Origin of the sequence: Lentzea sp. HUAS12 (assembly GCF_024125735.1) — a bacterium.
GTDB classification, from domain to species: Bacteria; Actinomycetota; Actinomycetes; order Mycobacteriales; family Pseudonocardiaceae; genus Lentzea; species Lentzea albida.
Genome location: NZ_CP099738.1, coordinates 6,691,262 through 6,716,160 on the forward strand (window position 1 = coordinate 6,691,262; position 24,899 = coordinate 6,716,160).

A 24,899-nucleotide genomic window follows, 5' to 3' on the forward strand; every position below is an offset into this window, starting at 1 on the left:
GTTACTCCGGGCGGTCGCGGTCAGCTCGTCGGCGTGACGTTGATGCGCTGCATCTCCTGGCACTTCGGCGCCGTCTGCGTGGCCTTCTGCAGCTCGGGGACGTCGTTGAGGTCGCGCAGCGGGTCCGCGAGCTCGGAGAGCTTGGCGATGGCCTCGCCGGCGGCCTGGAGGCCTCCGGTGGCGTTGTTGGCGTCCGCCTGCTCGACCTTGGTCTTGGCCTCGGTGAACAGGGTGCCGAGCGAGGTGAACGTCTCGGCCATCCTCGTGACGGCCTCCTCACCGCCCTGCACGGGCGACGGGCCGACGTTCTTCAGGCCCTCGGCGGACTTGCCGAAGGCGTCGGCGAGCTGGCCCATGTACGCGGCCATCTCGGCCTTGAGCTTGGCGGAGTCGCCCGCGTCGAGCTTCGGGGCCGTCTTCTCGATCTTGGCGAACTCGGAGGCGGCGGCGCACACCTTGTCCATGTAGGCGACGGCCGCTGCGTTGTCCGCGCCGCTGGTGGGCGTGGAGGTGGTGCCGGAGTTGCCGCCGTTGGTGCACCCGGCCAGCGCTAGGGCGGCAACTGCGGCAGTGGCGACGAGGCTGCGCCTCATGTCGGAACTCCTAGGTCGGGGTACGTCGGGGGAGACCCGAACGTACCCCGACCGGAGCAGTTGGAACTAAGCGGCGCCGTTGCTCACGGTCTCCGCGGGGGTGTCCGTGATCGACGTCCCGCGGCGCTTGGACACGACGACCGCACCCACGATGATCAGCGCCGCGACCACGGCGATCGCGATGCGGATCGGGTCGGACGCGCTGTCACCGATGGAGAAGGTGACGATGGCGGGCGCGATCAGCACCGAGACCAGGTTCATCACCTTGATCAGCGGGTTGATGGCCGGGCCGGCGGTGTCCTTGAACGGGTCGCCGACGGTGTCGCCGATGACCGTCGCGGCGTGGGCGTCGGAGCCCTTGCCGCCGTGGTTGCCGTCCTCGACCAGCTTCTTGGCGTTGTCCCAGGCACCACCGGAGTTGGCCAGGAAGACCGCCATGAGCGTGCCGGTCGCGATCGCGCCGGCGAGGTAGCCCGCCAGCGGGCCGACGCCGAGGCCGAAGCCGACGGCGATCGGGGCGAGCACGGCCATCAGGCCGGGGGTCGCGAGCTCGCGCAGCGAGTCCCTGGTGCAGATGTCGACGACGCGGCCGTACTCCGGCTTCACCGAGTAGTCCATGATGCCGGGGTTGTCGCGGAACTGGCGGCGCACCTCGAACACGATGGCACCGGCGGCGCGCGTCACGGCGTTGACCGCGAGGCCCGAGAACATGAAGACGACGGCCGCACCGATGGCGACGCCGACCAGCACGTTCGGGCTGAACACCACGTTGGTGAACGAGATGGGCAGATCACCCGTGAGGTTGCCCACCTTCGCCACGGCCTGGTCGATGGCGTCCTTGTAGGAGCCGAACAGCGCCGTCGCGGCGAGCACGGCCGTCGCGATCGCGATGCCCTTGGTGATGGCCTTGGTGGTGTTGCCCACGGCGTCGAGCTCGGTGAGGATCTGCGCGCCCTCGCCGTGCACGTCACCGGACATCTCGGCGATGCCCTGCGCGTTGTCGGAGACCGGGCCGAAGGTGTCCATCGCCACGATGACGCCGACGGTCGTGAGGAGACCACAACCGGCGAGCGCGATCGCGAACAGCGCGACGACGACCGAACCGGAGAGCAGGAACGCGCCGTAGACGGCGGCACCGATGACCAACGCGGTGTAGACGGCCGACTCGAAGCCGACCGAGATGCCCGACAGGATCACCGTGGCCGCACCGGTCAGCGAGGTCTGGCCGACCTCCTTGACCGGCTTGTGGTCGGTGCCGGTGTAGTAGCCGGTCAGCCAGAGGATGACGCCCGCGAGCACGATGCCGATGATCACCGCGACGGACGCGATCAGCGCCGGGTTGCCGCTGGTGGACTTGACCGCGTCGCTGATGCCGTTGAGGTCCGCGAAGGAGCTCGGCAGGTACGTGAACGCCGCGATGGTGCACAGCACCGCGGAGATGACCGCGGAGATGTAGAAGGCGCGGTTGATGGCCGAGAGGCCGCTCTCGCCCGCCTTGGCCTTCGTCGTGTAGACGCCGATGACCGCGGTGAGCACACCGATCGCCGGGACGATCAGCGGGAACAGCAGGCCCTGCACACCGAACGCCGCGGTGCCGAGGATCAGCGACGCGACGAGCGTCACGGCGTAGGACTCGAAGAGGTCCGCGGCCATGCCGGCGCAGTCACCGACGTTGTCGCCCACGTTGTCCGCGATGGTGGCGGCGTTGCGGGGGTCGTCCTCGGGGATGCCCTGCTCGACCTTGCCGACGAGGTCGGCGCCGACGTCGGCGGCCTTGGTGAAGATGCCGCCACCGACGCGCATGAACATCGCGAGCAGCGCGGCACCGAAGCCGAAGCCCTCCAGTACCTTGGGGGCCTGACCGGCGTAGACGAGCACGACGAGCGCCGCGCCGAAGAGGCCGAGACCGACCGTGGTCATGCCGACCACGCCGCCGGTGCGGAACGCGATGCGCGTCGCCTTTTCGCGACCGCCTTCTTCGTTCGCGGCGGCGGCGACACGCACGTTGGCGCGCGTGGACAACCACATGCCCAGGTAGCCGATGGTCGCCGAGAACGCCGCACCGACGATGAAGAACAATGATCGGCCGATTCGCTCGGCCAAATCATCCGCCGGGAGCGCGAACAGCAGCACGAACACGATCACGACAAAAATGCCGAGCGTGCGGAACTGCCGGTTGAGGTAGGCCGCTGCGCCCTCCTGAACCGCCTTGGCGATGTCCTGCATCTTGTCGGTGCCCTGGCCGGCGGCCAGCACCTCCTTGAGCAGCACGTACCCGACGGCGAGAGCAGCCAGGGCGACCACGGCGACCACGGCTACGACGCCGCGATCACCCCCGGAGAGCTCTAGGCCCTCCGCGAGGAATTGCCGGGACATCCGTCCTCCTGGTGAGTTGCCATGTGCAGCGCCAAGGCAGTCCAGCCGCCCAGCGCGACGTGACGCATCCCTCATTGGATGCGATGAGCGGGGAGTCTAGGGGCTGGTTGCAAGGAGGCAACGAAACGTTCCGTTCCGTGCACACACCGTTATCTGCGCAGGAAGTCGCGCACTGCCCGCCCTGGACTGTCGGTGGTGTATGCGAAGCTCGATCCCGTGGTGGATCAGGGACGCCGGTTGCTGGACCGCGTGCTGGCGGGGGTGCCCGCCGGGGAGTCACCCCTCACGCACGCGCGCGACCTGCCGTTGCGGCAGGCAGATCACGTGGACTGGCCTGCGTGGACGGCGCCGGCGGTCGTCGAGGCGTTCGTCGAGACGGGTGTGCGGGAGCCGTGGCGGCACCAGGCCGAGGCGGCGTCGCTGGCGTGGTCCGGGCAGCACGTGGTCCTCGCGACGGGCACGGCGTCGGGCAAGTCACTTGCCTACCAGTTGCCGGTGCTTTCCACTCTTTTGGCGGACACGAAGGCCACCGCGCTGTACCTGTCACCGACCAAAGCCCTTGGGGCGGACCAGCTCCGATCGCTCGAGGAACTGGGGATCAAGGGGGTGCGCGCGTCGGCCTACGACGGTGACACCCCGATGGCCGAACGCGACTGGGTCAAGGCCCACGCCAACTGGGTCTTCACCAACCCCGACATGCTGCACCGCGGAATCCTCCCGCAGCACCCGAAATGGCTGCGGTTCTTCCGGCGGCTGAAGTACGTGGTGATCGACGAGTGCCATTCCTACCGAGGCGTTTTCGGTTCGCACGTGGCGTTGTTGATGCGAAGGCTCCGCCGCGTCGCGCGGAAATACGGCGCGGACCCGATCTTCGTTTTGGCATCGGCCACTGTGGCTGATCCTTCTGGATCCGCCGAACGATTGCTCGGCGTGCCCGTTTCCGCTGTCGTGGACGACTTTTCGCCGCGTGCGTCACGCACGGTCGCGTTGTGGGAACCCCCACTGACCTCTCTGGAGGGTGAGAACGGCGCGCCGGTCCGCCGCTCGGCGGGCGCGGAGACGTCGCGGATCCTCGCCGACCTCGTCGTCGAGGGCGCCCGGTCGCTCGCGTTCGTGCGCTCCCGCCGCGGCGCCGAGCTGACGGCGCTGGGCACGCAGCGCATTTTGTCCGAAGTGGACAGTGAGCTGCCCCCGCGCGTGGCCGCCTACCGCGGCGGCTTCCTGCCGGAGGAGCGCCGCGCGCTGGAGAAGGCGCTGTCCACGGGCGACCTGCTCGGCGTGGCGACGACGAACGCGCTGGAACTCGGCGTCGACATCGCGGGCCTGGACGCCGTGGTGGTGGCCGGTTTCCCCGGCACACTGGCGTCGTTCTGGCAGCAGGCGGGCCGCGCCGGCCGGTCCGGCGACAGCGCGCTGGTCGTGTTCGTGGCCCGCGACGACCCGTTGGACACCTACCTGGTGCACAACCCGGCGGCGGTGCTGGACAGGCCGGTCGAGGCGACGGTCCTCGACCCGCTGAACCCGTACGTGCTGGGCCCGCAGCTGGCGTGCGCGGCGTCGGAGATGCCGCTGACCCCGGCCTGCCTCCCGGACTTCGGCGGCGAGCTCGCCGAGTCCGTGCTGGACGAACTGGTGGCGGAGAAGCTGCTGCGCCGCAGGCCGGCGGGCTGGTACTGGGCGTCGCACGACCGCCCGCACGCCGGCGTCGACATCCGCGGCTCCGGCGGCGACCAGGTGGCCGTCGTGGAGGCCGACTCGGGCCGCATGCTCGGCACCGTCGACCCGGGCTCGGCCTCGTGGCAGGTGCACCCCGGCGCCGTGTACCTGCACCAGGGCCGCGCGTACGTCGTGGACGAGCTCGACCTGGAGAGCGGGTTGGCGCTCGTGCACCGCGAAGACCCGGAGTGGACCACGCAGCCGCGCGACTGCGTGGACATCACCGTGGTGCGCGAGGTCGAACGCACCGACTTCGACGGCGTGTCCGTGTCGTTGGGCGAGGTCGAGGTGACCACCCAGGTCGTCGGCTACCTCCGCCGCCTGCCGTCCGGCGTGGTGCTGGACCAGATCCCGCTGGACCTGCCCTCGCAGACACTGCGCACCCGCGCCGTCTGGTACACGGTCGACGAGCAACTGCTCCTCGCCGCCGGCGTGGACGCCAAACGCATCCCCGGCGCCCTGCACGCCGCCGAACACGCGGCCATCGGCCTGTTACCGCTCTTCGCGACGTGCGACAGGTGGGACATCGGCGGCGTCTCGACGGCCGTGCACCCCGACACGGGCATGCCGACGGTGTTCGTGCACGACGGCCACCCCGGCGGCGCGGGCTTCGCCGACCGGGGCCACTCGGCCCTGCGGGCCTGGCTGTCCGCGACCCGCGCGGCGATCAGCGCCTGCGCGTGCCCGATGGGCTGCCCGTCATGCGTGCAGTCACCCAAGTGCGGCAACGGCAACGACCCGCTCGACAAGGCGGGCGCGGTGCTGGTGCTGGACGTGGTGCTGGGGAAAATCACCTGACCTGCGCCGGTTCGCCCGGTTACGGTGGCGGGGTGAACGCCTGCTGCAACAACGCCACCCGGACCCGCCGCGCCTGACGCGGCGAGAGCCCGACGCGACCAAGGCCCGACGCTCCGCTGCGCCTTCGTGGGCTGAGCCGACAGTGCGCCATGCCTGCGCACGACAAGCCAGCAGGTTGCCGTGCCAGTGCGTTGCCGTGCCCGAGCGCGAGCCGGGGCACCTGACGCACCTCGGCGCGATCCGGTCTGACGGCCGCATCGCCTCCCTGCCGCATCGCCTCCGCACGAGCGTTCGCTCTCCGCCGCGCCCGCCCCCACATCGGCCACGGGTTCCTCAGGAGTTGCCTTGTTCACGCCCTTTTCCGACCTCGACGCCCTGCTCGCCGACTTCGTCTCCTCGGTCCGCGAGATCCTCGGCCCCACCTACGTCGGCGCGTACGTCCAGGGCTCGTTCGCCCTGGGTGCGGGCGACGTCCACAGCGACTGCGACTTCATCGTCGCCTGCACCGAACTGCCCTCCGGCGATCGCGAGGCCGGGCTTCGTGCCCTGCACGACGAGATCCCGACCCGTCCCGGCCGCTGGTCCACCGAGATCGAGGGGTCGTACGCCGATGTCGGGTCGCTGCGCTCGGTGGCCGGTCTCGGGGTTCCGTGGCTGTTCAACGACCACGGCACCCGCACGTTGATCTGGGACACGCACTGCAACAGTCCGCACGCCCGCTGGATCCTGCGCCGCCACGGCATCGTGCTGGACGGCCCGCCGGTCACGTCGCTGGTCGACGAGGTGCCGGGTTCCGTGCTGCGCTCGTCGATGAGGGCGGAGTTGCCGCACGTGTTGTCCGGCATCGCGGAGTGGGCACCGATGGGCAACGCGTGGTCGCAGCGCTACATCGTGTCGGCCTACTGCCGCACGCTCTACACCATCCGGACCGGAGAGGTGGAGTCGAAGCGCGGCGCCCTGCTGTGGGCCTTGAATGTGCTCGATCAGCGGTGGCACCCGCTGATCGAGCAAGTCCTTCAGGACCGGGACCTCGGCTGGGACGCCGATGCGGTACCGCGGCCCGGATCTGTGGAAGAGACCTTGGCTTTCGCCGCGTACGCGGAAGGTCTCTAGCTTTCGTGGGCGCGGCGGGGGCTCACGGGTACCCCCGCCGCGCTCTCCACGTGCCGAACACTGTTTTCCCGCCTGCTACCGCTTCGTGACCGGATCCCTTGGAACATCGGTGGAATCTGGTTCGTTCGTCTCGACAGGACACGCGGGAGGCGTCGGTGTCGACTGTCTTCTGACGAACTCCGGGGAGGAGCCGGCTTCACCGACCGCGGCAGAGCTGGTGCTCCGCCACTAACGTTCCTCGGCCCGGTCACTACTGCGGGAGGCTGTCCTTCGGGGTGCGTGTTCGGCTTTTCGCCCGTTCCTCTGCCGGCCCCCGACGTGCGGGGTGCGGAGGCCGATCATCGGACCGGGCTTGGTGGAACGGCCGTGCAGGGCATCGCCTTCGGGGTTGTCGGGGAGAGTCCACGACGACACCCAACACGGCCGGGCTTCTTCTGTTGTGGGTCAGACGGTTTCGAGCTGGTAGCCACGCGCCGGGGCGTGCACGGCCTCGACGAGCGCGTCCTGCACGACGTGCGCGTCCGGCAGGTTCCAGCCGCAGACCTGCGGCTTGACCCGCCAGTGCACGACACCGTGCGCCATCGTGGTGGGCGGCAGCGGGATGTACTCCCCCTTGCCGTAGAGGTGCACGTCCGGGTTGCCGGCCAGCTCGGTGTTGAGGGTCGAGCCGGACTTCACCAGGAACATCCACCGGCCGGACGGGGTCGCGGCGATCGGCACGGGAACGCCGATCGACCGCAGGGCGACGGCCGCGCGGCGACCGAGGTCGGTGCCGACCTCGATCGCGTCCACCACGTGACCGGTGGCGACGAGAAGGCTGTAGGACGCGCCGGTCCACCAGGTGGCGACCTGCTCGGGACGGGTGCCGATGCGGTCGACCCAGTCGCGGTGCACCGGGATCGGGCCGTGCTGCTCGAGGCCGCTGCGGCCCGCCCACTGCGTCACGCCGTTCTCAGAACCGGCCGGGAAGGTGCCGGGCAGCACGGGCCAACCGCGGAACGCGAGGCTGATGGCCTCGGCACGCAGTTCGATGCGGAAGGCCCCGCGCCAGCTGTCCGACCAATCCATCTTCCGTCGCCTTCTTCCTAGGCTTTGACTCGACATCGACGTGGTGCCGGTGTTCGTAGGACACCGCGTCGGTGCCGCCACTACAACTAACGACACCGGCACCGGGCTCCGTAAGCCCCGCTCGACAACTGGTAGCTACGGGACGGCGAACGTCCTTTGTCAGAACGGGCAACTGAACTCCGCGCGTTTGGTTCGATCACCGTTCAGCATGTCCCGGCGGCGGTGTGAGTCCGCTCACCGCTGTGAGTCGACCGCTCGTCGTGCTCCAAACGCTTCGATCTTCAGCCGGACCTGCCCTGGCTCGCGCGCTCACCGGGCCGAACGGCGTAACCGCGGACACCCCGACCACCACCTCCCAACCGTTCACCGCGCAGTCCGTCAGCTCGGCACGGTGCTCCGAGGCCACGCGTTTTGCCTGCTCACAAGCACTTTCGTCGCCTTCGGTGAGACGAGCGGCAGCGGCGAGCGCCGCCAGATCGGCGGCACCCGTGACCCGGTGCCGCGCGACGACCGCCGAGCCGATCCAGGCGCCGCCCACCGCGACGATGATCAGCAACAACATCGCCACCACGCCGCTCACCGCAGCCGAACCGCGCTCGCAGCCAGGCCGTTCGCCGTTCATCGCGGTTCCGGCACGGCGAACGCCCGTGCGCTGAGCGGCACGCCCAGCGGCCCGCGCTTGCTGACGACGACCTCGATCGCGTCGCCTTGTTCGTCGATCACAACGTTGGCACCGCCCACGATCCGCCCCGCGGCCTCTTCGCCGCGCTGCCGTTCGCCGCGTGCGGCAAGCCGTGCCGCTTCTCTCGCCGCGTCGGCGCACCGCATCTGTTCGGTGACCGCCGTCAGCCCGTTCGCCGCGAGCCCCAGGGCGACCAGCAGCGTGCAGACCGCGATCGCCGCCTCGACCGTGACCATGCCCCGGTCGTCAGACCGAAGACAGTGCACGCTGGATCAGCTCCCGCAACTGGTTCTGCAGGAAGTCGCTGGTGAGGAGCACGTAGAGCAGTCCGGCGAACGCGGCCGCGGCCAACGTCCCGATCGCGTACTCCACCGTGCTCATGCCGCTGTCGTCGTCGAGCAGCTGCCCGTCGAGCAGTTCCATGGACGTCTCCTAGTTGAGGAATTGGCCTGCCAGGCCCAGCACCACCGGCGCGACGCCGAGGCACAGGAAGGCCGGCAGGAAACACAGTGCGAGCGGCGCCGCCACCGCGACCGCGGCCTTCTGCGCCTTCGCTTCCGCTTCGTCACTCGCCTCGGACCTGGTGCGTTCGGCGAGCTCCGCGGTCTGCCGGGCGAGAGCGGCCCCGGACCGCGCGGTCCGCCTCGCCGCCCTGGCCAGCAGCGCTGTCGCGGGATGGTCGAGCGCGGACTCCCACGCCGTGACCGGATCGGCGCCCAGTCGGAGGAGTTCGGCGACCTGACCCAGTTCCCCGATCTCGACCGCCTGGATCGCGGTGGGCACCGGCAGGCCGGCCCGCAGGCACGCGGCCAGCAGGTCCCAGGCCGCGGCCCGTTCGAACGGCCCGTCCGGCCTCGGCTCGTCCGGCGGCGGGTCGTGGGCGCTCGGCCTGAGCCGGTCGATCGACCGGCGTGGTGCCGGTGCCACCAGCACCGCCAGCGCGAGGAGCAGGAACGTCACGGCTCGACCTCGGTGATCCGCTGCGTCCACCAGATGCCGGCCGCCGCGAAGACCGCGCCCAGGACCAGGAGAGATTGCCCGGCTGGAGTGCTCGTGAGGACGTGCAGGGGCCGCGCACCGCTCAGCTCGCCCAGCAGCACACCCACCGGCGGCAGGCCGGCCAGCACCGCCGCACTGGCCCGAGGCCCGGCCATCCGCGCGTGCACCTGCCGCGCGAACGCCGCCCGCTGGTCGAGGTCGCGTCTCGTGGCGTCCAGGACGTCCGCCAGGGCCACACCGTGCTTCGCCGACACGCGCCACGCCCTGGCCAGCTGGTCCACCGCCCTGGTCAGCAACGGCTGCCGCAGCTCGCGCAACGTCCGTTCGACGTCACCGCCCAGCCTCGACGTCGCCGCAGCCGCTTTCAGCACTTCCTTCGCGGGCGCCGGGGTGTCCGCCGCCGCGCCCTCGGCCGCCTGGGCGGGGTGGGCACCCGCCCGGAGCTCGTCGATCACGCCGCCCAGCCCGCTGCTCAACGCCTCGGTCGCCTGGCGCAGGGCCTTGTTCCGCTTGTGCCGCTTCAAGATCCGTCTGACGGTCATCGCGATCACCGCCGCGGCGATCAGCCCACCGACACCTGCCAGGAGGTAGGTGATGATCGCCGCGGCCACGAGCCAGACGTACGGGGGCAGCGTGATCTTCCTTTTGCCCTGCGGCCTGAGGCGGCGGACGGACTTGAGCTGCGGCCAGACGAGCAGCGCTGTGGCCAGCAGGACCAGGCTCACCACGGCAACTCCCCGGTTCGCCAGCCGTGCTCGCGTGTCCAGACCGGACGGACCTCGAGCCCGTCGCCCTTCTCGAACACGCCGATCTCGTTGAGGTACCTGGTGTTCCGGTCGCGCCGCATGTGCAGCACGACCCGCACCGCCGCCATGACCTGGCTCTGCAACGCGCGCGGTTCCAGGCCGCCCAACGCCCCCAGCGCCTCCAGCCGCGCCGGCACCTCGGCGGGCGAGTTGGCGTGCATCGTCCCGGCGCCGCCTTCGTGCCCGGTGTTCAACGAGGTGAGCAACTCCCGCACCTCGGCCCCGCGCACCTCCCCGACGATGATCCGGTCGGGCCGCATCCGCAGGGCCTCCCGCACCAGCTGACGGGTGGTGACCTCGCCGGCGCCCTCGACGTTCGCCGGTCTCACCGTGAGCCGCACGAACTGCGGGTGGTCCGGGTTGAGCTCGCCCGCGTCCTCCACGCACACGATGCGTTCGTGCGGCGGCACGCACCCCAGCAGCGCCGACAGCAGCGACGTCTTACCCGACCCGGTGCCGCCGACCACCAGGAACGCCATCCGCGCGCGGACGATGGTGCGCAGGGTCTCCGCGATCTCGGCGTCGAACGTGCCGAGGTGTTCGAGAGCGTCCAGGTCGTGGGTCGCCGGTCTGAGGACGCGCAGCGACAGGCAGGTGCGGTCGGCGACAGGGGGCAGCACCGCGTGCAGCCGCACGCCGCTGCCCGGCAGCCACCCGTCGACGCACGGCGAGGCGTCGTCGAGCCGCCTGCCCGCCAAGACCGCCAGCCGCTGGGCGAGACGCCGGACCGCGTCCTCGTCGGGGAAGGTGACGGCGGTCTTGCGCAGCCCCGTGGTGCCGTCGACCCAGACCTGGTCGGGGGCGGTGACCAGGACGTCGGTGGTGCCGGGGTCGGCGAGCAGCGGGTCGAGCGGACCGGTGCCGCTGAACTCCTGGCGGAGCACCTGGAGGGCTTCGAGGACGTCCGAGTCGGCCAGCACGCCGCCCGCCTCCGTGCGGACCGCGTGGGCCACGACGGCCGCCGTCATCTCCATGTCGGCGCCGGCCAGGCGGTGGCGGACGCGGTCGATCAGGGCGGCCGTCACGTCGCGGCCTCGGGGCGGCGGGCGTGGCGGCCGTAGGTGATCTCGCGGCCGGTGAGGCGGAGCCAGGTCTCCTGGCACCAGATGAGGAAGCGGTTCACTTCGGCTCCTTCTTGAAGATGAAGCGCGGTGGGTAGAGGCGGCCGTGGACGGCGAGGTTGCGCGCCATCCGGCAGGCGATTCGGAGGAGGAGGCCCAGGCGGGTCACGGCGGGAGTTCCTTCCGCGCAAGGGGTTGTGGGGTGGAGGGAGGAGCGGATGGACGGCAAGGGAAGGCAGGTGTGCCGGCGGGAGGCGCCGGAGTGCAGGGACGCGCCGAGGCTGGGACCGGGCAGGAAGGGAGCGAGAGGTGCGAGGCGAGGCAGGGCGGGGTGCGAGGAGGCGAGCGAGAGGGCGGTAAGCAGCCGGGAAGGCGAGAGATCGCCGGAAGGCGATGAGGCAGGTCGAAGTCGGGTGGGGCGGGATCAAGTCGGCGTGAGAGCGGCCGGAGGGCCGGTGGGGCGCTGTGCGGGCACCGCTCGACGCGGAACCGCCTCTGCCGCAACGAAGAACGGCACGCAGCCGCAGCCGGCGAAGTCGGGTGGTGCCGCCTCCGCGTCATCCAGGTAGGAGGTGAGGCACTCGATCTCCTGGTCGGTGGTGGCCGGGCGCGTCACGGGCGTAGCTCCTTCAGGACCGCTCGGGCCGCTGTGGCGAGCGGGCCCTTGGGGTTGCGGGGGAAGCGGCCTCGTTCCAGTACCTCGGCCAAGCTCGGCTCGGCCCTCATCGAGGTGAGGAGGGGGACGCCGATCACCTCCGCCATCTCGGACGGCTGGAGGTTGCCGGGGGACGGGCCGCGGACCACCAGGCGGAGGGTGCGGCCGTGGGTGAGGAGGCGGGTGGCGACTCTGCCGGCGGCTGCCGTGGCGCGGACCTCGGCCGGGACCACGAGGATCGTCAGGTCCGTGCGGTCGAGGGCCGCCGAGGCGGAGGCGGTGGGGAAGCGCGGCAGGTCGCAGAGGACCGTGCAGCCCGCCCTGCGGCCTGCGTCGAGGACCGCCGCCACCGCCGCCGGTTCCGGGTCCGGGGCCGCTCTGTCGCAGGCGAGGACGCTCAGGTTGCCCGTGGTGGGGAGGGCGGCCCTCAGCGCCGACATCGGGACCCTGCCGCCGGTGGCGTGGACGCCCGGCCAGCGGGCGCCCTGGTCGGACTCGGTGCCCAGGGCCAGGTCTATGCCGCCGCCGAGGGGGTCGCAGTCGACGAGCATCGCCTCGCCGCCCTGGACGACGGCCTCGCGGCCACAGGCTATGGCCAGGGTCGAGGCTCCTGCTCCTCCCCTGCCGCCGATGAACGAGACCACGCGGCCGCGGTCGGAGGGCGGGCCCTCGCCCAGGTCCGTCAGGGCCGTCACCAGGGAGCGGCCCTCCACCGGGAGTTCGAGGACGCCGTCCGCTCCCAGGGCGACGGCCGGGGCCCAGGGCGGGTCGCCTCCGTGGACCACCAGGACACCGGTGCGGCGGGGGAAGCCCGCGTCGAGGCACGCGGAGACCGCGGCCGGGTCCAGCAGGACCAGGGGTGCGGAGTGCCACTGGGCGCGCAGCGACGTGACGTCCGGGGCGCAGGAGAGCGGGCAGTCGGCCGCGGCGGCGACGCGGAGGACCTCGTCGAGGAGGTCCGGGTCCGTGAGCAGGGCGATGGGGTGGGTCATGGGATCAACGGTGGTCAGTCGTGATGAACGACACAACGGGCGTTGATCCACATGTGGACAGATCAGCGGCTGTGGACAGGTCGCGATCTTGGAAGCCTTGGCGCGCCAGGACTGTCGGTGTCGTGTGCGACGCTGAGGGGTTGGCCACCGGAACGCGGCGCGAGGACGGCAGAGGTCCAGTCGCACCCGCGCGGAAACGGGGTCCGGATATGGGACGACCCCCGCCAGGGGGGAGGGACGGGGGTCGTCAATGGTTCAGTCCCGGGGGGTCGGACTGAACCCGTCCGTCGAACCGGACTCTCCTACTGTATCCCCATGCGCCAGTGCCGCGCGCAACTTCCGCAACAGCCGCGGGGCAAGTTTCGGTAACCGTGCAGCACAACGGTTTCGTACACGAACGAAATGCCGCCCGAACGGCCTACTGACGAGTACACCTAAGCTGGGTCACATGAGCCGGATCGCCGCCTTCTTCGACCTCGACAAGACCGTGATCGCGAAGTCGAGCACGCTGGCGTTCAGCCGCCCCTTCTTCCAGGAGGGTCTGATCAACCGCCGCGCGGTCCTGAAGAGCGCGTATGCGCAGTTCGTGTTCATGCTCGCCGGCGCGGACGCGGACCAGATGGACCGGATGCGGGCGCACATCACGGCTCTCGCCGCCGGCTGGGACGTGGAGCAGATCCGCAGCATCGTGAGCGAGACGCTGCACGACATCGTGGATCCGCTCGTCTACAAAGAAGCGACGCAGTTGATCGCCGACCACAAGGCCGAGGGCCACGACGTCGTCATCGTGAGCGCGTCCGGCGCAGAACTGGTCGCCCCCATCGCCGAGATGATCGGGGCGGACTACAGCGTCGGCACGAAGATGGTGATCCAGGACGGCCGCTACACCGGCGAGGTCGAGTTCTACTGCGCCGCCGACAACAAGGCCGTCATGATCAAGCAGCTGGCGGCCGAGCACGGCTACGACCTCGCGAAGAGCTATGCCTATTCGGACAGCGTCACGGACCTCCCGATGCTCGAGGTCGTCGGCCACCCGACGGTCGTGAACCCGGACCGGGGCCTGCGCCGCATCGCGCTCGAGAAGGACTGGCCGGTGCAGCAGTTCGTCGACCCGGTGAGCCTGCGCGGCCGCATCCCGACCCCGTCGGGCAAGGCGGTGGCGGTCACGGCCATCAGCCTCGGCGCCGTCGCGGCGGCCGGCGCGGCCTGGTACGGCCTGCGCCGCAAGCGCGGCAACGGCTGAAGTCAAGCCCTCGCGGCCACGAACACCGGGAAGTGAGCGGTACCGGCGAGTAGCGGCCACGCGCCGCGCACGTGGTGCCCGCGTGAGTGCACGGCACCGCCCGCCCAGCGGTACCCGAACACGAACACGCGCTCACAAATCCAGAAACGCCAGTACTTTCCTTACTGAACGTGGCTTGAACGGTGCACCCGTCCGAGCCCTTGCTGTGACCGGGCCCACGCACTTAAATGGTGGTGCGGACCTCGGATCGGCCAGGGACCTGGCGAAGAGAAGCCAGACTCCACCCCGGTAGAGCTCCGTGCGCGGACTTCGAGTACCCACGCGCAGCACGCCGCGGGAGGCTTGTCGTCTAGGGCCTGCGTACCGGGACGCCGGACGCCGAGGCCAGGGTTGTACGACACGAGTTGCACGCTTGGTAACTCGCAAGCCCGCGCTGAAGACGGGGCACCCCTTCGGGGGTGCCCCGTCTGCTTGTCCGGTCAAAAAGTGCCACCGAACGGCACAATGGCCACCCGTTGACCCACCCCACGGTCGTGGGTAACTTGCGAACTGCGCCAGTTATCTGTGGGAACATCACCGGGAGGCTCTTCCAAGTGCGGAAAATCGCCGCGTTGACGCTGGTCACTGCCATGGTCGCCCTCACGCCGGTGGCGAGAGCGGACGCCTCGGTGACCACCCTGCGCGGGATGTCGCTGGAACAGAAGGTCGGCCAGCTCTTCGTCACGTACGTCAACGGGCAGGCCGCCGACGTCCCGCACCCCAAGAACCAGACGGACTTCGGAGTGGCGACGGCCGCGGACATGGTGCGCAAGTACCAGCCCGGCGGCGTCATCTACTTCAACAACTCGAGCCGCGACAACATCGACACGCCAAAGCAGATCGCGCAGCTCTCCAACGGCCTGCAGAAAGCCAGCAAGATCCCGCTGCTCATCTCCACCGACCAGGAGATGGGACTCGTCACGCGCATCGGCCCGCCGGCCACCCAGCTGCCGGGCAACATGGCGCTCGGCGCGGGCAGGAGCGTCAAGGACGCCGAGGAGGCCGCCCGCATCACCGGGCAGGAGCTCCGCGCGATGGGCATCAACCAGAACTTCGCGCCGGACGCGGACGTCAACTCCAACCCGGTGAACCCCATCATCGGCGTGCGCAGCTTCTCGAGCGACCCCAAGCTCACCGCCGACATGGTCGCCGCCCAGGTCCAGGGCTACGAGGGGCGCCGCTGGTTCGACATGACCTCGGTGACCTCCACGGCCAAGCACTTCCCCGGCCACGGCGACACGTCCGAGGACAGCCACACCGCCCTGCCGGTCTCGAACCGCAGCCTGGAGCAGTGGCGTCAGATCGACGCTCCGCCGTTCAAGGCCGCCATCGCCGCCAAGATCGACTCGATCATGACCGCGCACATCCAGGTGCCGCAGATCGACCCGTCCGGCAACCCGGCCACGCTCAGCCCGAAGATCATCACCGGTCTGCTGCGCGACGAGCTGAAGTACGACGGCGTCGTCGTCACCGACTCGCTGGAGATGGCGGGCGTCCGCAAGCTCCACTCCGACGCCGAGATCCCGGTGCTCGCCATCAAGGCGGGCGTCGACCAGCTGCTGATGCCGCCGAACCTCGGCCTCGCGATCGACAGCGTCGTCAAGGCCGTCCGCAGCGGTGAGATCACCGAGAAGCGCATCGACGAGAGCGTGCTGCGCATCCTCAAGATGAAGCTGCTGCGCGGCGTCATGCTCACCGCCGAGACCGACGTGAACGAGGTCGACCAGATCGTCGGCTCCAACACGGAGAAGGCCCAGGCCATCGCCGACCGCACCATCACGGCCGTCCGCAACGACGGCCAGGCGATCCCGCTGAACGCCACCGCTCCCCTGGTCGTCGGCACCAGCGCCGACACCACCACGGCCCTCGCCACCAGGCTCAAGGGCACCAAGGTCGTCACGTCGACCAGTCCTACGGCGGCGCAGATCCAGCAGGCGGTGGCAGCGGCGGCGAACGCGGACAAGATCGTCGTGCTGACCAACAACGCGAGCACCAGGCCCGCCCAGGTCGATCTCGTGAACCAGCTGGTCGCCACCGGAAAGCCCGTCATCGCGGCCGCCACCGGCAACCCGTACGACGTCGCCCACAGCAACGCCAAGACGTGGCTCGCCACCTACTCGACCACCACGGTGTCGATGGAGGCGCTGGCCAGGGTCCTGCTCGGCGAGGTCAAGCCGCAGGGCAAGCTCCCGGTCGACGTCCCCGGCCCGACCCCCTACCCGTTCGGGCACGGGGTGACCTGGTGAGGCGGCGGAGCTTCCTCGCAGCCGGTGCCCTCTCCGTCCCCCTCGTCAGCGCTTCCACCGCCACCGCGGCCCCGAAGCTCGCCACCGCCGCCGAACAGCTCGCAAGCGACGGCTGGCGCAGGCTCAAGGGCCGCAAGGTCGGCGTGCTCACGAACCCGACGGGCATCTTGAAAGACCAGACGCACGTCGTCGACTCGATGGTCGCCCACGACGCCAAGCCGACCGCCGTGTTCGGCCCGGAACACGGCTTCAGGGGCACCGCCCAGGCAGGTGGCTCCGAAGGCGACTACGCCGACCCGCGCACCGGTATCCCGGTGTACGACACGTACCAGGCCACTCCTGCCAAGATCCAGGCGATGTTCACCAAGGCGGGCATCGACACGGTCGTGTTCGACATCGCGGACGTGGGCGCGCGCTTCTACACGTACATCTGGTCGCTGTACCAGGCGATGGAAGCCGCACAGGACCTCGACTTCATCGTCCTGGACCGCCCGAACCCCATCGGCGGCAAGGCGAACGGCCCGCAGCTCGACCCGGCCTACGCCACGTTCGTCGGCCTGAAGCCGATCGTGCAGCAACACGGCATGACCGTCGGCGAACTCGCCCGCCTCTTCAAGGGCGAGTTCGGCCTCGAGACGAACCTCAGCGTGGTCGACGTCCGGAACTGGCGGCGCGACCAGCTCGACACGGGCCTGCCGTGGGTCCCGCCGAGCCCGAACATGCCCACCCGGGACACCGCGCTGGTCTACCCCGGCACGTGCCTGTTCGAGGGCACCGCGCTGTCCGAGGGCCGCGGCACCACCCGCCCGTTCGAGACGGTCGGCGCACCCGGCATCGACTGGCGCTGGGCCGAGGCGCTGAACGCCCTGGGCCTCAGGGGGATCCGGTTCCGCGAGACCTACTTCTCGCCGACGTTCAACAAGTTCCAGGGCAAGACCTGCGGCGGTGTCACCCTGCACGTCACCGACCCGCACGAGTTCGACGCGATCAGGGCCGCCGTCGCCATGCTGATCACCGCGAAGTCGTTGTACCCGAGCGTCTTCGCGTGGCGTCCCGACAACTGGATCGACAAGCTCAGCGGCTCCGACAGGCTGCGCGGGATGATCGACGCCGGGGCTCCCCTGGACGAGATCACCGGCGCGTGGCAGCAGGAGCTGCAGCAGTTCCGCCGCACCCGCCAGCCCTACCTGCGCTACCGGTGAGGACGCCATGCTCATCCCTGCCCTGGCCGTCGCACTCGTGACGACGGCGGTCCCCGGCCACTTCGACCAGCCCCAGGACGGTTTCGCGAACCGCTGGACGACCCTGCGCGAGGCCAGTCCGCAGTGGGCCGGCCTCGACCCGGAGCCGATCAACGCGGCCCTGGGTCAGCTGCGCGACTTCCAGAAACCGCAGGCCAACGGCAAACCGCTGTTCGCCGGCGCCGTCACGCTGTACGTGCACAACGGCAAGATCGTCACGCACGACCGCACGGGCTACGCGGTCCTTTACAAGGACCAGCAAACCCAGCTGACGGAAGAAGAACGCGTCCCGATGCAGAAGGACACGATCTTCGACTTCGCCTCCATCTCCAAGCTCTTCACGTCGATCGCGGTGATCCAGCAGGTCGAGCAGGGCCGGGTGGCCATCGACGAGAAGGTCGCCACCTACCTGCCCGAGTTCGGCGTGAACGGCAAGGAGAACATCACCGTCAAGCAGCTCCTCACACACACGAGCGGCCTCGAACCGTTCATCCCGCTCTGGCAGAGGTATCCGGACATCCCGTCACGCATCAAAGCCGTGATGGACGTGACGCCGAAGTCGACGCCCGGCACCACGTACGTCTACTCGGACCTGAACCTGATCACGCTCGGCGAGCTGGTCTTCAAGGTCAGCGGGAAACGCCTCGACGAGGCCGTGCGGGACGGCATCACCAGGCCTCTGGGCCTGAAGGACACCGGCTACAACCCGAAGGCCAAGGACCGCACGGCCGCCACGGAGTTCCAGTCGGCACCACCGCGCGGCATCGTCCGCGGTGAGGTGCACGACGAGAACGCGTGGTCCCTCGGAGGAGTAGCCGGCCACGCCGGTGTGTTCGGCACGGCCAAAGACCTCGCGATCCTCGGCCAGACGATCCTCAACGGCGGCACGTACAACGGCCGCAGGATCCTCAGCGAGCACTCCGTCGAGCTGATGCTCACGAACTTCAACCAGCAGTTCCCCGACAACGCCCACGGCCTCGGCTTCGAGCTCGACCAGCGCTGGTACATGGGTGCGTTGAGCGGCCCGGGAACCGCCGGTCACACGGGGTACACCGGCACGTCGTTCGTGATCGACAAGGCTTCGCGCTCCATCGCGATCCTGCTGACCAACCGCGTGCACCCGAGCCGCGACTGGGGCAGCGTCAACCCGGCCCGCCGCGCGGTCGCCGACGGCCTGGCGAACGCACTGGCCGTCACAGCGCACGGAAAACAGTGGCGCGCAACGACATCCGGCGGCACGCTCACCGCGGAACGCCCGGTCGAGGTGTTCGTCGACGTCGACAAGGGCGACAAGCTGACGATCCAGCACTGGAACGGCACCGACTGGCGGGACGCCAGGACCGTCACGACGACCGGACGCCGTTGGATGCCAACGGAATCCGTGAAGTCGAGGTTCGTCTACACCAAGGCGGGCCAGTACAACGGCCGCGGCGTGTACGTCCACGCCCGTGGCGACGTCACGGCCGAGGGCTGGTCAGTGGCACGCCGCTAGCACCTCGGTGAAGCCGGCGAGCGCCCGTGGAAACGCGGGCGCTCCGAAGCTCACCACCACACCGGACCGGTCGTCGTCACTCAGCTCGTGCCGAAACCACGAGAGAGGACTGATCTCGATCCCACGTTCTCGCGCTGTCTGCACGATCGCTGACTCGTGCGGCGTCTCCAGCACCGCGTGCATCCCGGCCGCGATGCCGGACACCGACACGTACGGCGAAACAGCTTCCACCAGACGATCGCGCCGCCGTTGGTACTTCAGCCGCATCCGCCGCACATGGCTGTCGTACGCACCCGACGCCAAGAAGTCGGCCAACGTCAGCTGGTCGAGCATGCTGATGTACTGCTCGCGGTCGGTCTTCAACGCCAGGACCGGGTCGACGAACCGGTCGGGCAGCACCATCCACGCGATCCGCAATGCCGGTGACAACGCCTTGCTCGACGTCCCCAGGTAGACGACGTGCTCCGGGTCGAGCCCCTGCACCGCACCGACGGGCTGCCGGTCGTAGCGGAACTCGCCGTCGTAGTCGTCTTCCAGCACAAGGCCGTCCACACGCCGTGCCCACTCCACGGCCGCAGCGCGCCGCCGTGGGTGCAACGGGCCGCCCAAGGGGAACTGGTGCGCCGGCGTCAACACGCACGCACGCCGTTCGTCGGGCAACTGCTCGGTGTTCGCGCCGTGATCGTCCACCGCCAACGGAACGGTCGACGTCCACAAGGACCGGTGGAACCCCAGCCCGTACTCCTCGACGACGACCGGCGCCTCCAGCAGGCGGTCGAACATCTGCACGGCACCGCCGAACCCGGAGCACACCACGATCCGTTCGGGATCGGCACGGACTCCCCGCGCCCGCGCCAGGTACTCGGCCAGCGCCGTCCGCAGCTCGATCCGCCCCTGCGGGTCGCCCGGCCCGAACGCCTCCGACGGTGCCGCCATCAGCGCCCGCCGCGTCGACCGGATCCACTCCGCGCGCGGGAACTCCGTGACGTCCGGCGTCGACACCGTCAGGTCGAACCGCACGCCGGGTTCCGGCACGGTGCGCGTCACCGGCGAGGGCGGCGCGACCCGTTGCGCGACAACGGTTCCCGAACCCTGGCGCGCGGTCAGCCACCCTTCCGCGACGAGCTCCGCGTACGCCTCGGCGACGGTGTTGCGCGCGATGCCGAGGTCGAGAGCGAGCGACCGCGACGCCGGCAGGCGGGTCCCCGGAGGCAGCCGAGCCGACCGCACCGCTTCGCGCAGCGACGCCGTCAACCGGTGCCGCAGGCCACCCGGACCGGACAGGTCCAGGTGGAAGTCGAGATTGGCCCACGATTCCACGTGGAGATTGCACCACGCCCAGGGCCAATCGACGCCCTAGTTTCAATGACATGACGAACCGCATCGACCTCGCCAAGAAGGCCCCGAAGGTCTACCGCGCCATGATCGCCCTCGACGCCGCCGCCCGCGAGGGACTCGACGAGCAGCTCGCCGAGCTCGTCCGCATCCGCGCGTCCCAGCTCAACCACTGCGCCTACTGCCTCAACATGCACACCGTCGACGCGCGGAAGGGAGGCGAGTCCGAGGCCCGCATCTACCTCCTCAACGCGTGGGAGGAAGCCGGCGACCTCTACACCGAGAAGGAGCGGGCGGCGCTGCGGCTGACCGAGGCCATCACCGTCCTGAGCAGCCACGAGTACGTCAGCGACGAGGTCTACGAGCAGGCGGCGAAGCACTTCGGCGAGGAGGAACTGGCGCAGCTCATCGCGCTGATCTTCACCATCAACTCGTGGAACAGGATCGCCGTGTCGACGCGGAAGAAGCCCGACGTCCGCTGAACCGGGCCGACAGGGTGACTTTCGGACACACTCCGTTGACCGTTGGAGTGGCGGTTAGTAAGTTTCCCACGTGTCCACTGAGAGCAGTGCCGAGTCCAGTCCGCTGGTGAAGATCCGGTCGTTGCTGCCGGGCCTCGCGCGCGCCGAGCAGCGCGTCGCGAAGGTGGTGCTGGAGAACCCGGCGACGGTCGCGCACCGCAGCATCACCGAGGTCGCCGAGCAGGCGGGCACCAGCGAGACGACGGTGACGCGGTTCTGCAAGGCCATCGGCGTCGGCGGGTACCCGGAGCTGCGCATCGCGCTCGCCGCGGACACGGCCCGCAGCCAGGCCAGGGCCAACCACGACATGGGCGGCGACATCGGACCGGGCGACGACTTGCGCCAGGTCGTCGGCAAGGTCGCGTTCGCCGACGCCCGCGCCGTCGAGGAGACCGCCGAGCAGCTCGACGTCGAGTCGCTCGACAAGGTCGTCCAGGCGGTCGCGGGCGCCCGCCGCGTCGACGTCTACGGCTTCGGCGCGTCCGCCTTCGTGGCGTTCGACCTGCAGCAGAAGCTGCACCGCATAGGGCTCACCTGCTTCGCGTGGAACGACACGCACATCGCGCTGACGTCCGCCGCCGTGCTGACGGAGGCGGACGTCGCCGTCGGCATCTCGCACACCGGCTCGACCGCGGAGACCGTCGAGGCCCTGCGCGTCGCCCGCGAGACCGGCGCCACCACGGTCGCGCTGACGAACTTCCCGCGCTCGCCGATCACCGAGGTCTCCGACCACGTGCTGACCACGGCCGCGCGCGAGACCACGTTCCGCTCGGGCGCGATGGCGAGCCGCATCGCCCAGCTCACGGTGATCGACTGCCTGTTCATCGGCGTCGCCCAGCACCACGTGGACTCGGCCAAGACGGCGCTGGAGGCGACCTACGAGGCGGTGTCGGGGCACCGGCTCGGCGCGAGACCAGACGGCCGGCGCCGGCCGCGGGAGACGTCTAAATGACCTCCCCCCGGGACGGTGTGGTGGTGCGCGTGGAATCTCCGACCGAGCAGCGGAACCCGCGCACCGCGGACATCGACCGGGTGCCCACGATCGACGTCCTCCGCATGATCAACGACGAGGACCGCACGGTGCCGGCGGCGGTGGCGCAGGCGCTGCCGGACCTTGCCCGCGCGGTCGACCTCGGCGTCGAGGCGATCATGTCCGGCGGCCGCGTGCACTACGTCGGCGCGGGCACGTCGGGGCGTCTGGCGACGCTGGACGCCGCCGAGCTCGTGCCCACGTTCAACGCCCCGTCCGACTGGTTCGTCGCCCACCACGCGGGCGGTCCGGAAGCCCTCGTCCGTGCCGTCGAGGAGGTCGAGGACCACTCCGGAGCCGCCCAGATCCGCCGCCACGCCACGGCGAAGGACCTGGTCGTGGGCGTGACGGCGTCCGGGCGCACGCCGTTCGTGATCGGCGCCCTGCAAGAGGCGCAAGCGCTTGGCGCCCACACCGTGCTGGTCTCGAACAACGCCTCGGTGCCGTTCGCGCCGGACGTCCTCGTCGCGCTGAACACCGGTCCGGAGGCCATCGCCGGCTCCACCCGGATGAAGGCGGGATCGGCCCAGAAGCTGGTCCTGACGTCGTTCTCCACCGCGGTGATGGTCAAGCTCGGCCGCACCTACTCGAACCTGATGGTCAGCATGCGCGCGACGAACGCGAAGCTGCGCGGCCGGACCATCCGGATTCTGCACGAGGCCACCGGGCAGTCCGAGGACGCCTGCGAACAGGCGCTGGCGGACGCGTCCGGCGACCTCAAGGTGGCGCTGGTGCACCTGTTGTCGGGTGTGCCGACCGAACGTGCGGCCGCCGCGTTGGAGGACACGAAGGGCCACGTCCGCAACGCCCTGGACCGGCTAGCGGGTTAGGTCGGGCCCGAAGACCTCGTAGTGGATGTCGCTGACACCCGTCGCGAGCAGCTGGGCCCGCATCGCGCGCAGGAACGGCACGGGCCCGCACAGGTAGGCGGTGGTGTCCGCCGGCACCTCGACCCCGGCGAGGTCGACGTACCCGGTGAGCTCGGCCGGCCACTCCCCGATCGGCTTCTCGTAGAAGACGTGCGCCCGCGCGTGCTCCAGCTTGGCGACGAGTTGGGCGAGCTCGGCGCGGAACGGGTGGGTGAGCTGGTCGCGGTCACCGTGCACCGCGATCACCCGCCGGGGCGAGCCGGTGAACGCCAGCTCGGCGAGCATCGAGATCATCGGCGTGCAGCCGATCCCCGCCGACGCGAGCAGCACCGGGCCGTCGCCGGGCAGCAGCGTCAGGTCCCCGGCGGGCTGGCTGACCAGCACGGTGGCGCCGACCGGCACGTGGTCGTGCAGGTGGTTCGACACCTCGCCGTCGCGCTTCACCGAGAACCGCAGCGCGTCGTCGGACCGCCCGGACAGGCTGTACTGGCGGATCTGCCGCGCGCCGTCGGCGAGCGGCACCTGCACAGACACGTACTGACCAGGCTCGCCCGCGCGCACCTGGCCGTCGAGCGGCCTGACCACGAACGTCACCACGTCGTCGGTCTCCTGGAACCGCGCGATGACCCGGTGCTCCTGCTGCCCCTGCGGCAGGAAGCGCTCGAGGCCGATCAGCGTGTCGGCCATCAGCCAGTAGACCTCGCTCCAGGCCGCCGCGACCTCGTCCGAGACGTCGAGGACCTCGGCGACGGCACCGAGCAGGTGCTTGTGCACGACCGCGTACTGGCCGGGCGTGACGCCGACCGAGACGTGCTTGTGGGCGATGCGCCGCAGCATCGCGTCGGGGGTCTGACCGGCGAGCAGACCCGAGGCGAACGCGGCGATGGACCCCGCCAGCGCCTGGGCCTGCGTGCCGTTGGCCTGGTTGCCGCGGTTGAACATGTCGCGCAGCAGCACCGGGTGCTCGGCGAACATGCGCTCGTAGAACAACGCGCTGATCTCGCCGATCGCGGCGCCGACGGCGGGCAGGGTGGCTTCGACCAACTCGGCCGACTTCGAGGACAACATCGTCTTCCTCACTTCAGCTGCAGGGTGAGCAGCACGGGACCGGTGGGATCAGCGACGAGGTCCTCGACGCGCAGCGGATCGAGCGAGGCGTAGAAGGCTTCCTGGGCCTGGCGCAGCGCACGCCGCAACCGGCAGGCGGAGCTCAACGGGCAGACGATCTCGCCCTCGCAGTCGACGACGTCGCCCACGCCTTCCAGCTGCCGCATCAGGCGGCCGACGGAGATGGCCCGGCCATCGGCGGTGAGCGCGAGCCCACCACCCCGGCCGCGCCGCGCCTCCACGACACCGAGGTGCTGCAACTGGGCGACGACCTTGGCCGCGTGGGTGTACTGCACGCCCATGACCTCCGCGACTTCTCGCGTGGTCGGGTTCGCCGGACCGGCGACGGCCAGCCGCATCACGATCCGCAGCGCGATGTCGGTGCTCTTGGTCAGCCTCACGGGGCCGACGTTAGCTTAATTGGAATCTCAGATGCATGTTATCCGGGCAACACCGGGCGCCACGGGATCGGCGTCGACAGCACCATTGCGCTGGAAGTCTCCCCATGGGCCGCCAGCCGGACCAGCAGGCGTTCCAACTCCACGATCGACGTGGTGACGACCTTCACGACCGAGCAGATGTCCCCGGTCAGCCGCACGACCTCGACCACCTCGGGTAGGTCGTCGAGCAGCTCGGGATGCACCGTGATGCACCGGGGGCCGTAGCACTTCATGCGCACCAACGCGACGACGGGACGTCCGACGACGGTGGGGTCGACCACGGCGCGATAGCCGGTGATCGCGCCCATGTTCTCCAGCCGGCGGACCCGTTGCGCGACCGTCGGCGGCGAGACGTGGACCCGGCGCGCGAGTTCGTTGTACGACAGGCGCGCATCCTCTTGGAGCGCCTCCAACAGGGCCTTGTCCACCTCGTCCAACATGAACGCAAAGCTACTCGGCGATCTGTTTTGCGTTTGG

24 protein-coding genes are annotated in these 24,899 nt (G+C 70.1%); 9 read left to right on the forward strand and 15 right to left on the reverse strand.

The genetic code is table 11. From position 1 onward, the window contains the following. Positions 1–20 precede the first annotated feature (20 nt). A complete protein-coding gene (locus ND450_RS30730; RefSeq protein ID WP_089908213.1) occupies positions 21–593 on the reverse strand; it encodes a hypothetical protein in 573 nt (190 codons plus the stop codon). A gap of 66 nt (positions 594–659) precedes the next feature. Further along, the gene (locus ND450_RS30735; RefSeq protein ID WP_253321939.1) at positions 660–2,969 is read right to left on the reverse strand and encodes a sodium-translocating pyrophosphatase; all 2,310 of its coding nucleotides are present in this window, start codon (positions 2,967–2,969) and stop codon (positions 660–662) included. A gap of 216 nt (positions 2,970–3,185) precedes the next feature. Between ND450_RS30735 and ND450_RS30740 the strand changes: the two genes are divergently transcribed. Beyond that, positions 3,186–5,483, forward strand: a complete 2,298-nt coding sequence (locus ND450_RS30740) for a DEAD/DEAH box helicase (protein WP_253321940.1) — start codon at positions 3,186–3,188, stop codon at positions 5,481–5,483. Positions 5,484–5,828: 345 nt separating this feature from the next. Then, the gene (locus ND450_RS30745) at positions 5,829–6,596 is read left to right on the forward strand and encodes an aminoglycoside adenylyltransferase domain-containing protein (RefSeq protein ID WP_253321941.1); all 768 of its coding nucleotides are present in this window, start codon (positions 5,829–5,831) and stop codon (positions 6,594–6,596) included. 444 nt (positions 6,597–7,040) lie between these two features. Here the strand turns inward: ND450_RS30745 and ND450_RS30750 are convergent, their stop codons facing one another. The 9 genes from ND450_RS30750 to ssd all read right to left on the reverse strand — a co-directional run bounded on the left by ND450_RS30750 (position 7,041) and on the right by ssd (position 12,859). Continuing rightward, complete coding sequence (locus ND450_RS30750) at positions 7,041–7,664, reverse strand: bifunctional DNA primase/polymerase (RefSeq protein ID WP_089908203.1); 624 nt, start codon at positions 7,662–7,664, stop codon at positions 7,041–7,043. A 196-nt stretch (positions 7,665–7,860) separates the two neighbouring features. Next, positions 7,861–8,286, reverse strand: a complete 426-nt coding sequence (locus ND450_RS30755; RefSeq protein ID WP_253321942.1) for an Rv3654c family TadE-like protein — start codon at positions 8,284–8,286, stop codon at positions 7,861–7,863. Further along, positions 8,283–8,582, reverse strand: a complete 300-nt coding sequence (locus ND450_RS45890; RefSeq protein ID WP_305885183.1) for a TadE family type IV pilus minor pilin — start codon at positions 8,580–8,582, stop codon at positions 8,283–8,285. Before ND450_RS45890 ends, ND450_RS30755 begins: the two co-directional genes overlap by 4 nt. Positions 8,583–8,592: 10 nt before the next feature. Continuing rightward, positions 8,593–8,769, reverse strand: a complete 177-nt coding sequence (locus ND450_RS30765) for a DUF4244 domain-containing protein (RefSeq protein WP_253321943.1) — start codon at positions 8,767–8,769, stop codon at positions 8,593–8,595. 9 nt (positions 8,770–8,778) lie between these two features. Beyond that, on the reverse strand, positions 8,779–9,306 hold the full coding sequence (locus tag ND450_RS30770) for a type II secretion system F family protein (protein ID WP_253321944.1): 528 nt from the start codon (positions 9,304–9,306) through the stop codon (positions 8,779–8,781). Then, positions 9,303–10,073: a type II secretion system F family protein gene (locus ND450_RS30775; RefSeq protein WP_253321945.1), complete on the reverse strand. Its 771-nt coding sequence runs from the start codon at positions 10,071–10,073 to the stop codon at positions 9,303–9,305. Before ND450_RS30775 ends, ND450_RS30770 begins: the two co-directional genes overlap by 4 nt. Continuing rightward, positions 10,067–11,176 (reverse strand): TadA family conjugal transfer-associated ATPase, encoded by a 1,110-nt coding sequence (locus tag ND450_RS30780; protein WP_253321946.1) that lies wholly within the window; start codon positions 11,174–11,176, stop codon positions 10,067–10,069. The genes ND450_RS30775 and ND450_RS30780 overlap by 7 nt, the downstream gene beginning before the upstream one ends. 460 nt (positions 11,177–11,636) lie before the next feature. After that, on the reverse strand, positions 11,637–11,828 hold the full coding sequence (locus ND450_RS30785) for a hypothetical protein (RefSeq protein WP_253321947.1): 192 nt from the start codon (positions 11,826–11,828) through the stop codon (positions 11,637–11,639). Then, positions 11,825–12,859 carry a septum site-determining protein Ssd gene (gene ssd / locus ND450_RS30790; RefSeq protein ID WP_253321948.1) on the reverse strand — a complete coding sequence of 345 codons (1,035 nt, stop codon included), beginning with the start codon at positions 12,857–12,859 and terminating at the stop codon, positions 11,825–11,827. The genes ND450_RS30785 and ssd overlap by 4 nt, the downstream gene beginning before the upstream one ends. Positions 12,860–13,307: 448 nt before the next feature. On the opposite strand from ssd, the gene ND450_RS30795 reads away from it, so the two are divergent. The 4 genes from ND450_RS30795 (at position 13,308) to ND450_RS30810 (ending at position 19,120) form a co-directional block, all read left to right on the forward strand. Beyond that, positions 13,308–14,102 (forward strand): HAD-IB family hydrolase, encoded by a 795-nt coding sequence (locus ND450_RS30795; protein ID WP_089908182.1) that lies wholly within the window; start codon positions 13,308–13,310, stop codon positions 14,100–14,102. A gap of 629 nt (positions 14,103–14,731) precedes the next feature. Next, the gene (locus ND450_RS30800; protein WP_253328041.1) at positions 14,732–16,387 is read left to right on the forward strand and encodes a glycoside hydrolase family 3 protein; all 1,656 of its coding nucleotides are present in this window, start codon (positions 14,732–14,734) and stop codon (positions 16,385–16,387) included. After that, positions 16,384–17,589, forward strand: coding sequence for an exo-beta-N-acetylmuramidase NamZ domain-containing protein (locus ND450_RS30805; protein ID WP_253321949.1), 1,206 nt, complete (start codon positions 16,384–16,386; stop codon positions 17,587–17,589). The genes ND450_RS30800 and ND450_RS30805 overlap by 4 nt, the downstream gene beginning before the upstream one ends. A 7-nt stretch (positions 17,590–17,596) precedes the next feature. Further along, entirely contained in the window at positions 17,597–19,120 is a 1,524-nt protein-coding gene (locus tag ND450_RS30810) for a serine hydrolase (RefSeq protein WP_253321950.1), read from the forward strand. Here the strand turns inward: ND450_RS30810 and ND450_RS30815 are convergent. Further along, entirely contained in the window at positions 19,103–20,440 is a 1,338-nt protein-coding gene (locus ND450_RS30815; RefSeq protein ID WP_253321951.1) for a PLP-dependent aminotransferase family protein, read from the reverse strand. The two genes, ND450_RS30810 and ND450_RS30815, sit on opposite strands and share 18 nt — an antisense overlap. A 50-nt stretch (positions 20,441–20,490) precedes the next feature. On the opposite strand from ND450_RS30815, the gene ND450_RS30820 reads away from it, so the two are divergent. The 3 genes from ND450_RS30820 (at position 20,491) to murQ (ending at position 22,836) form a co-directional block, all read left to right on the forward strand. Continuing rightward, positions 20,491–20,937 carry a carboxymuconolactone decarboxylase family protein gene (locus ND450_RS30820; protein WP_253321952.1) on the forward strand — a complete coding sequence of 149 codons (447 nt, stop codon included), beginning with the start codon at positions 20,491–20,493 and terminating at the stop codon, positions 20,935–20,937. Positions 20,938–21,007: 70 nt separating this feature from the next. After that, positions 21,008–21,928 carry a MurR/RpiR family transcriptional regulator gene (locus ND450_RS30825; protein WP_177229522.1) on the forward strand — a complete coding sequence of 307 codons (921 nt, stop codon included), beginning with the start codon at positions 21,008–21,010 and terminating at the stop codon, positions 21,926–21,928. Then, a complete protein-coding gene (gene murQ, locus ND450_RS30830; RefSeq protein WP_253321953.1) occupies positions 21,925–22,836 on the forward strand; it encodes an N-acetylmuramic acid 6-phosphate etherase in 912 nt (303 codons plus the stop codon). The genes ND450_RS30825 and murQ overlap by 4 nt, the downstream gene beginning before the upstream one ends. Here the strand turns inward: murQ and ND450_RS30835 are convergent. From ND450_RS30835 to ND450_RS30845, 3 genes are read right to left on the reverse strand one after another with little or no spacing between them, the layout of a single operon-like run. After that, positions 22,825–23,955, reverse strand: a complete 1,131-nt coding sequence (locus ND450_RS30835; protein ID WP_253321954.1) for a globin domain-containing protein — start codon at positions 23,953–23,955, stop codon at positions 22,825–22,827. The genes murQ and ND450_RS30835 overlap by 12 nt on opposite strands. After that, positions 23,952–24,383 carry an Rrf2 family transcriptional regulator gene (locus ND450_RS30840; protein WP_253321955.1) on the reverse strand — a complete coding sequence of 144 codons (432 nt, stop codon included), beginning with the start codon at positions 24,381–24,383 and terminating at the stop codon, positions 23,952–23,954. The genes ND450_RS30835 and ND450_RS30840 overlap by 4 nt, the downstream gene beginning before the upstream one ends. A 38-nt stretch (positions 24,384–24,421) precedes the next feature. After that, complete coding sequence (locus ND450_RS30845; protein WP_211257779.1) at positions 24,422–24,862, reverse strand: Lrp/AsnC family transcriptional regulator; 441 nt, start codon at positions 24,860–24,862, stop codon at positions 24,422–24,424. Positions 24,863–24,899: the final 37 nt, after the last annotated feature.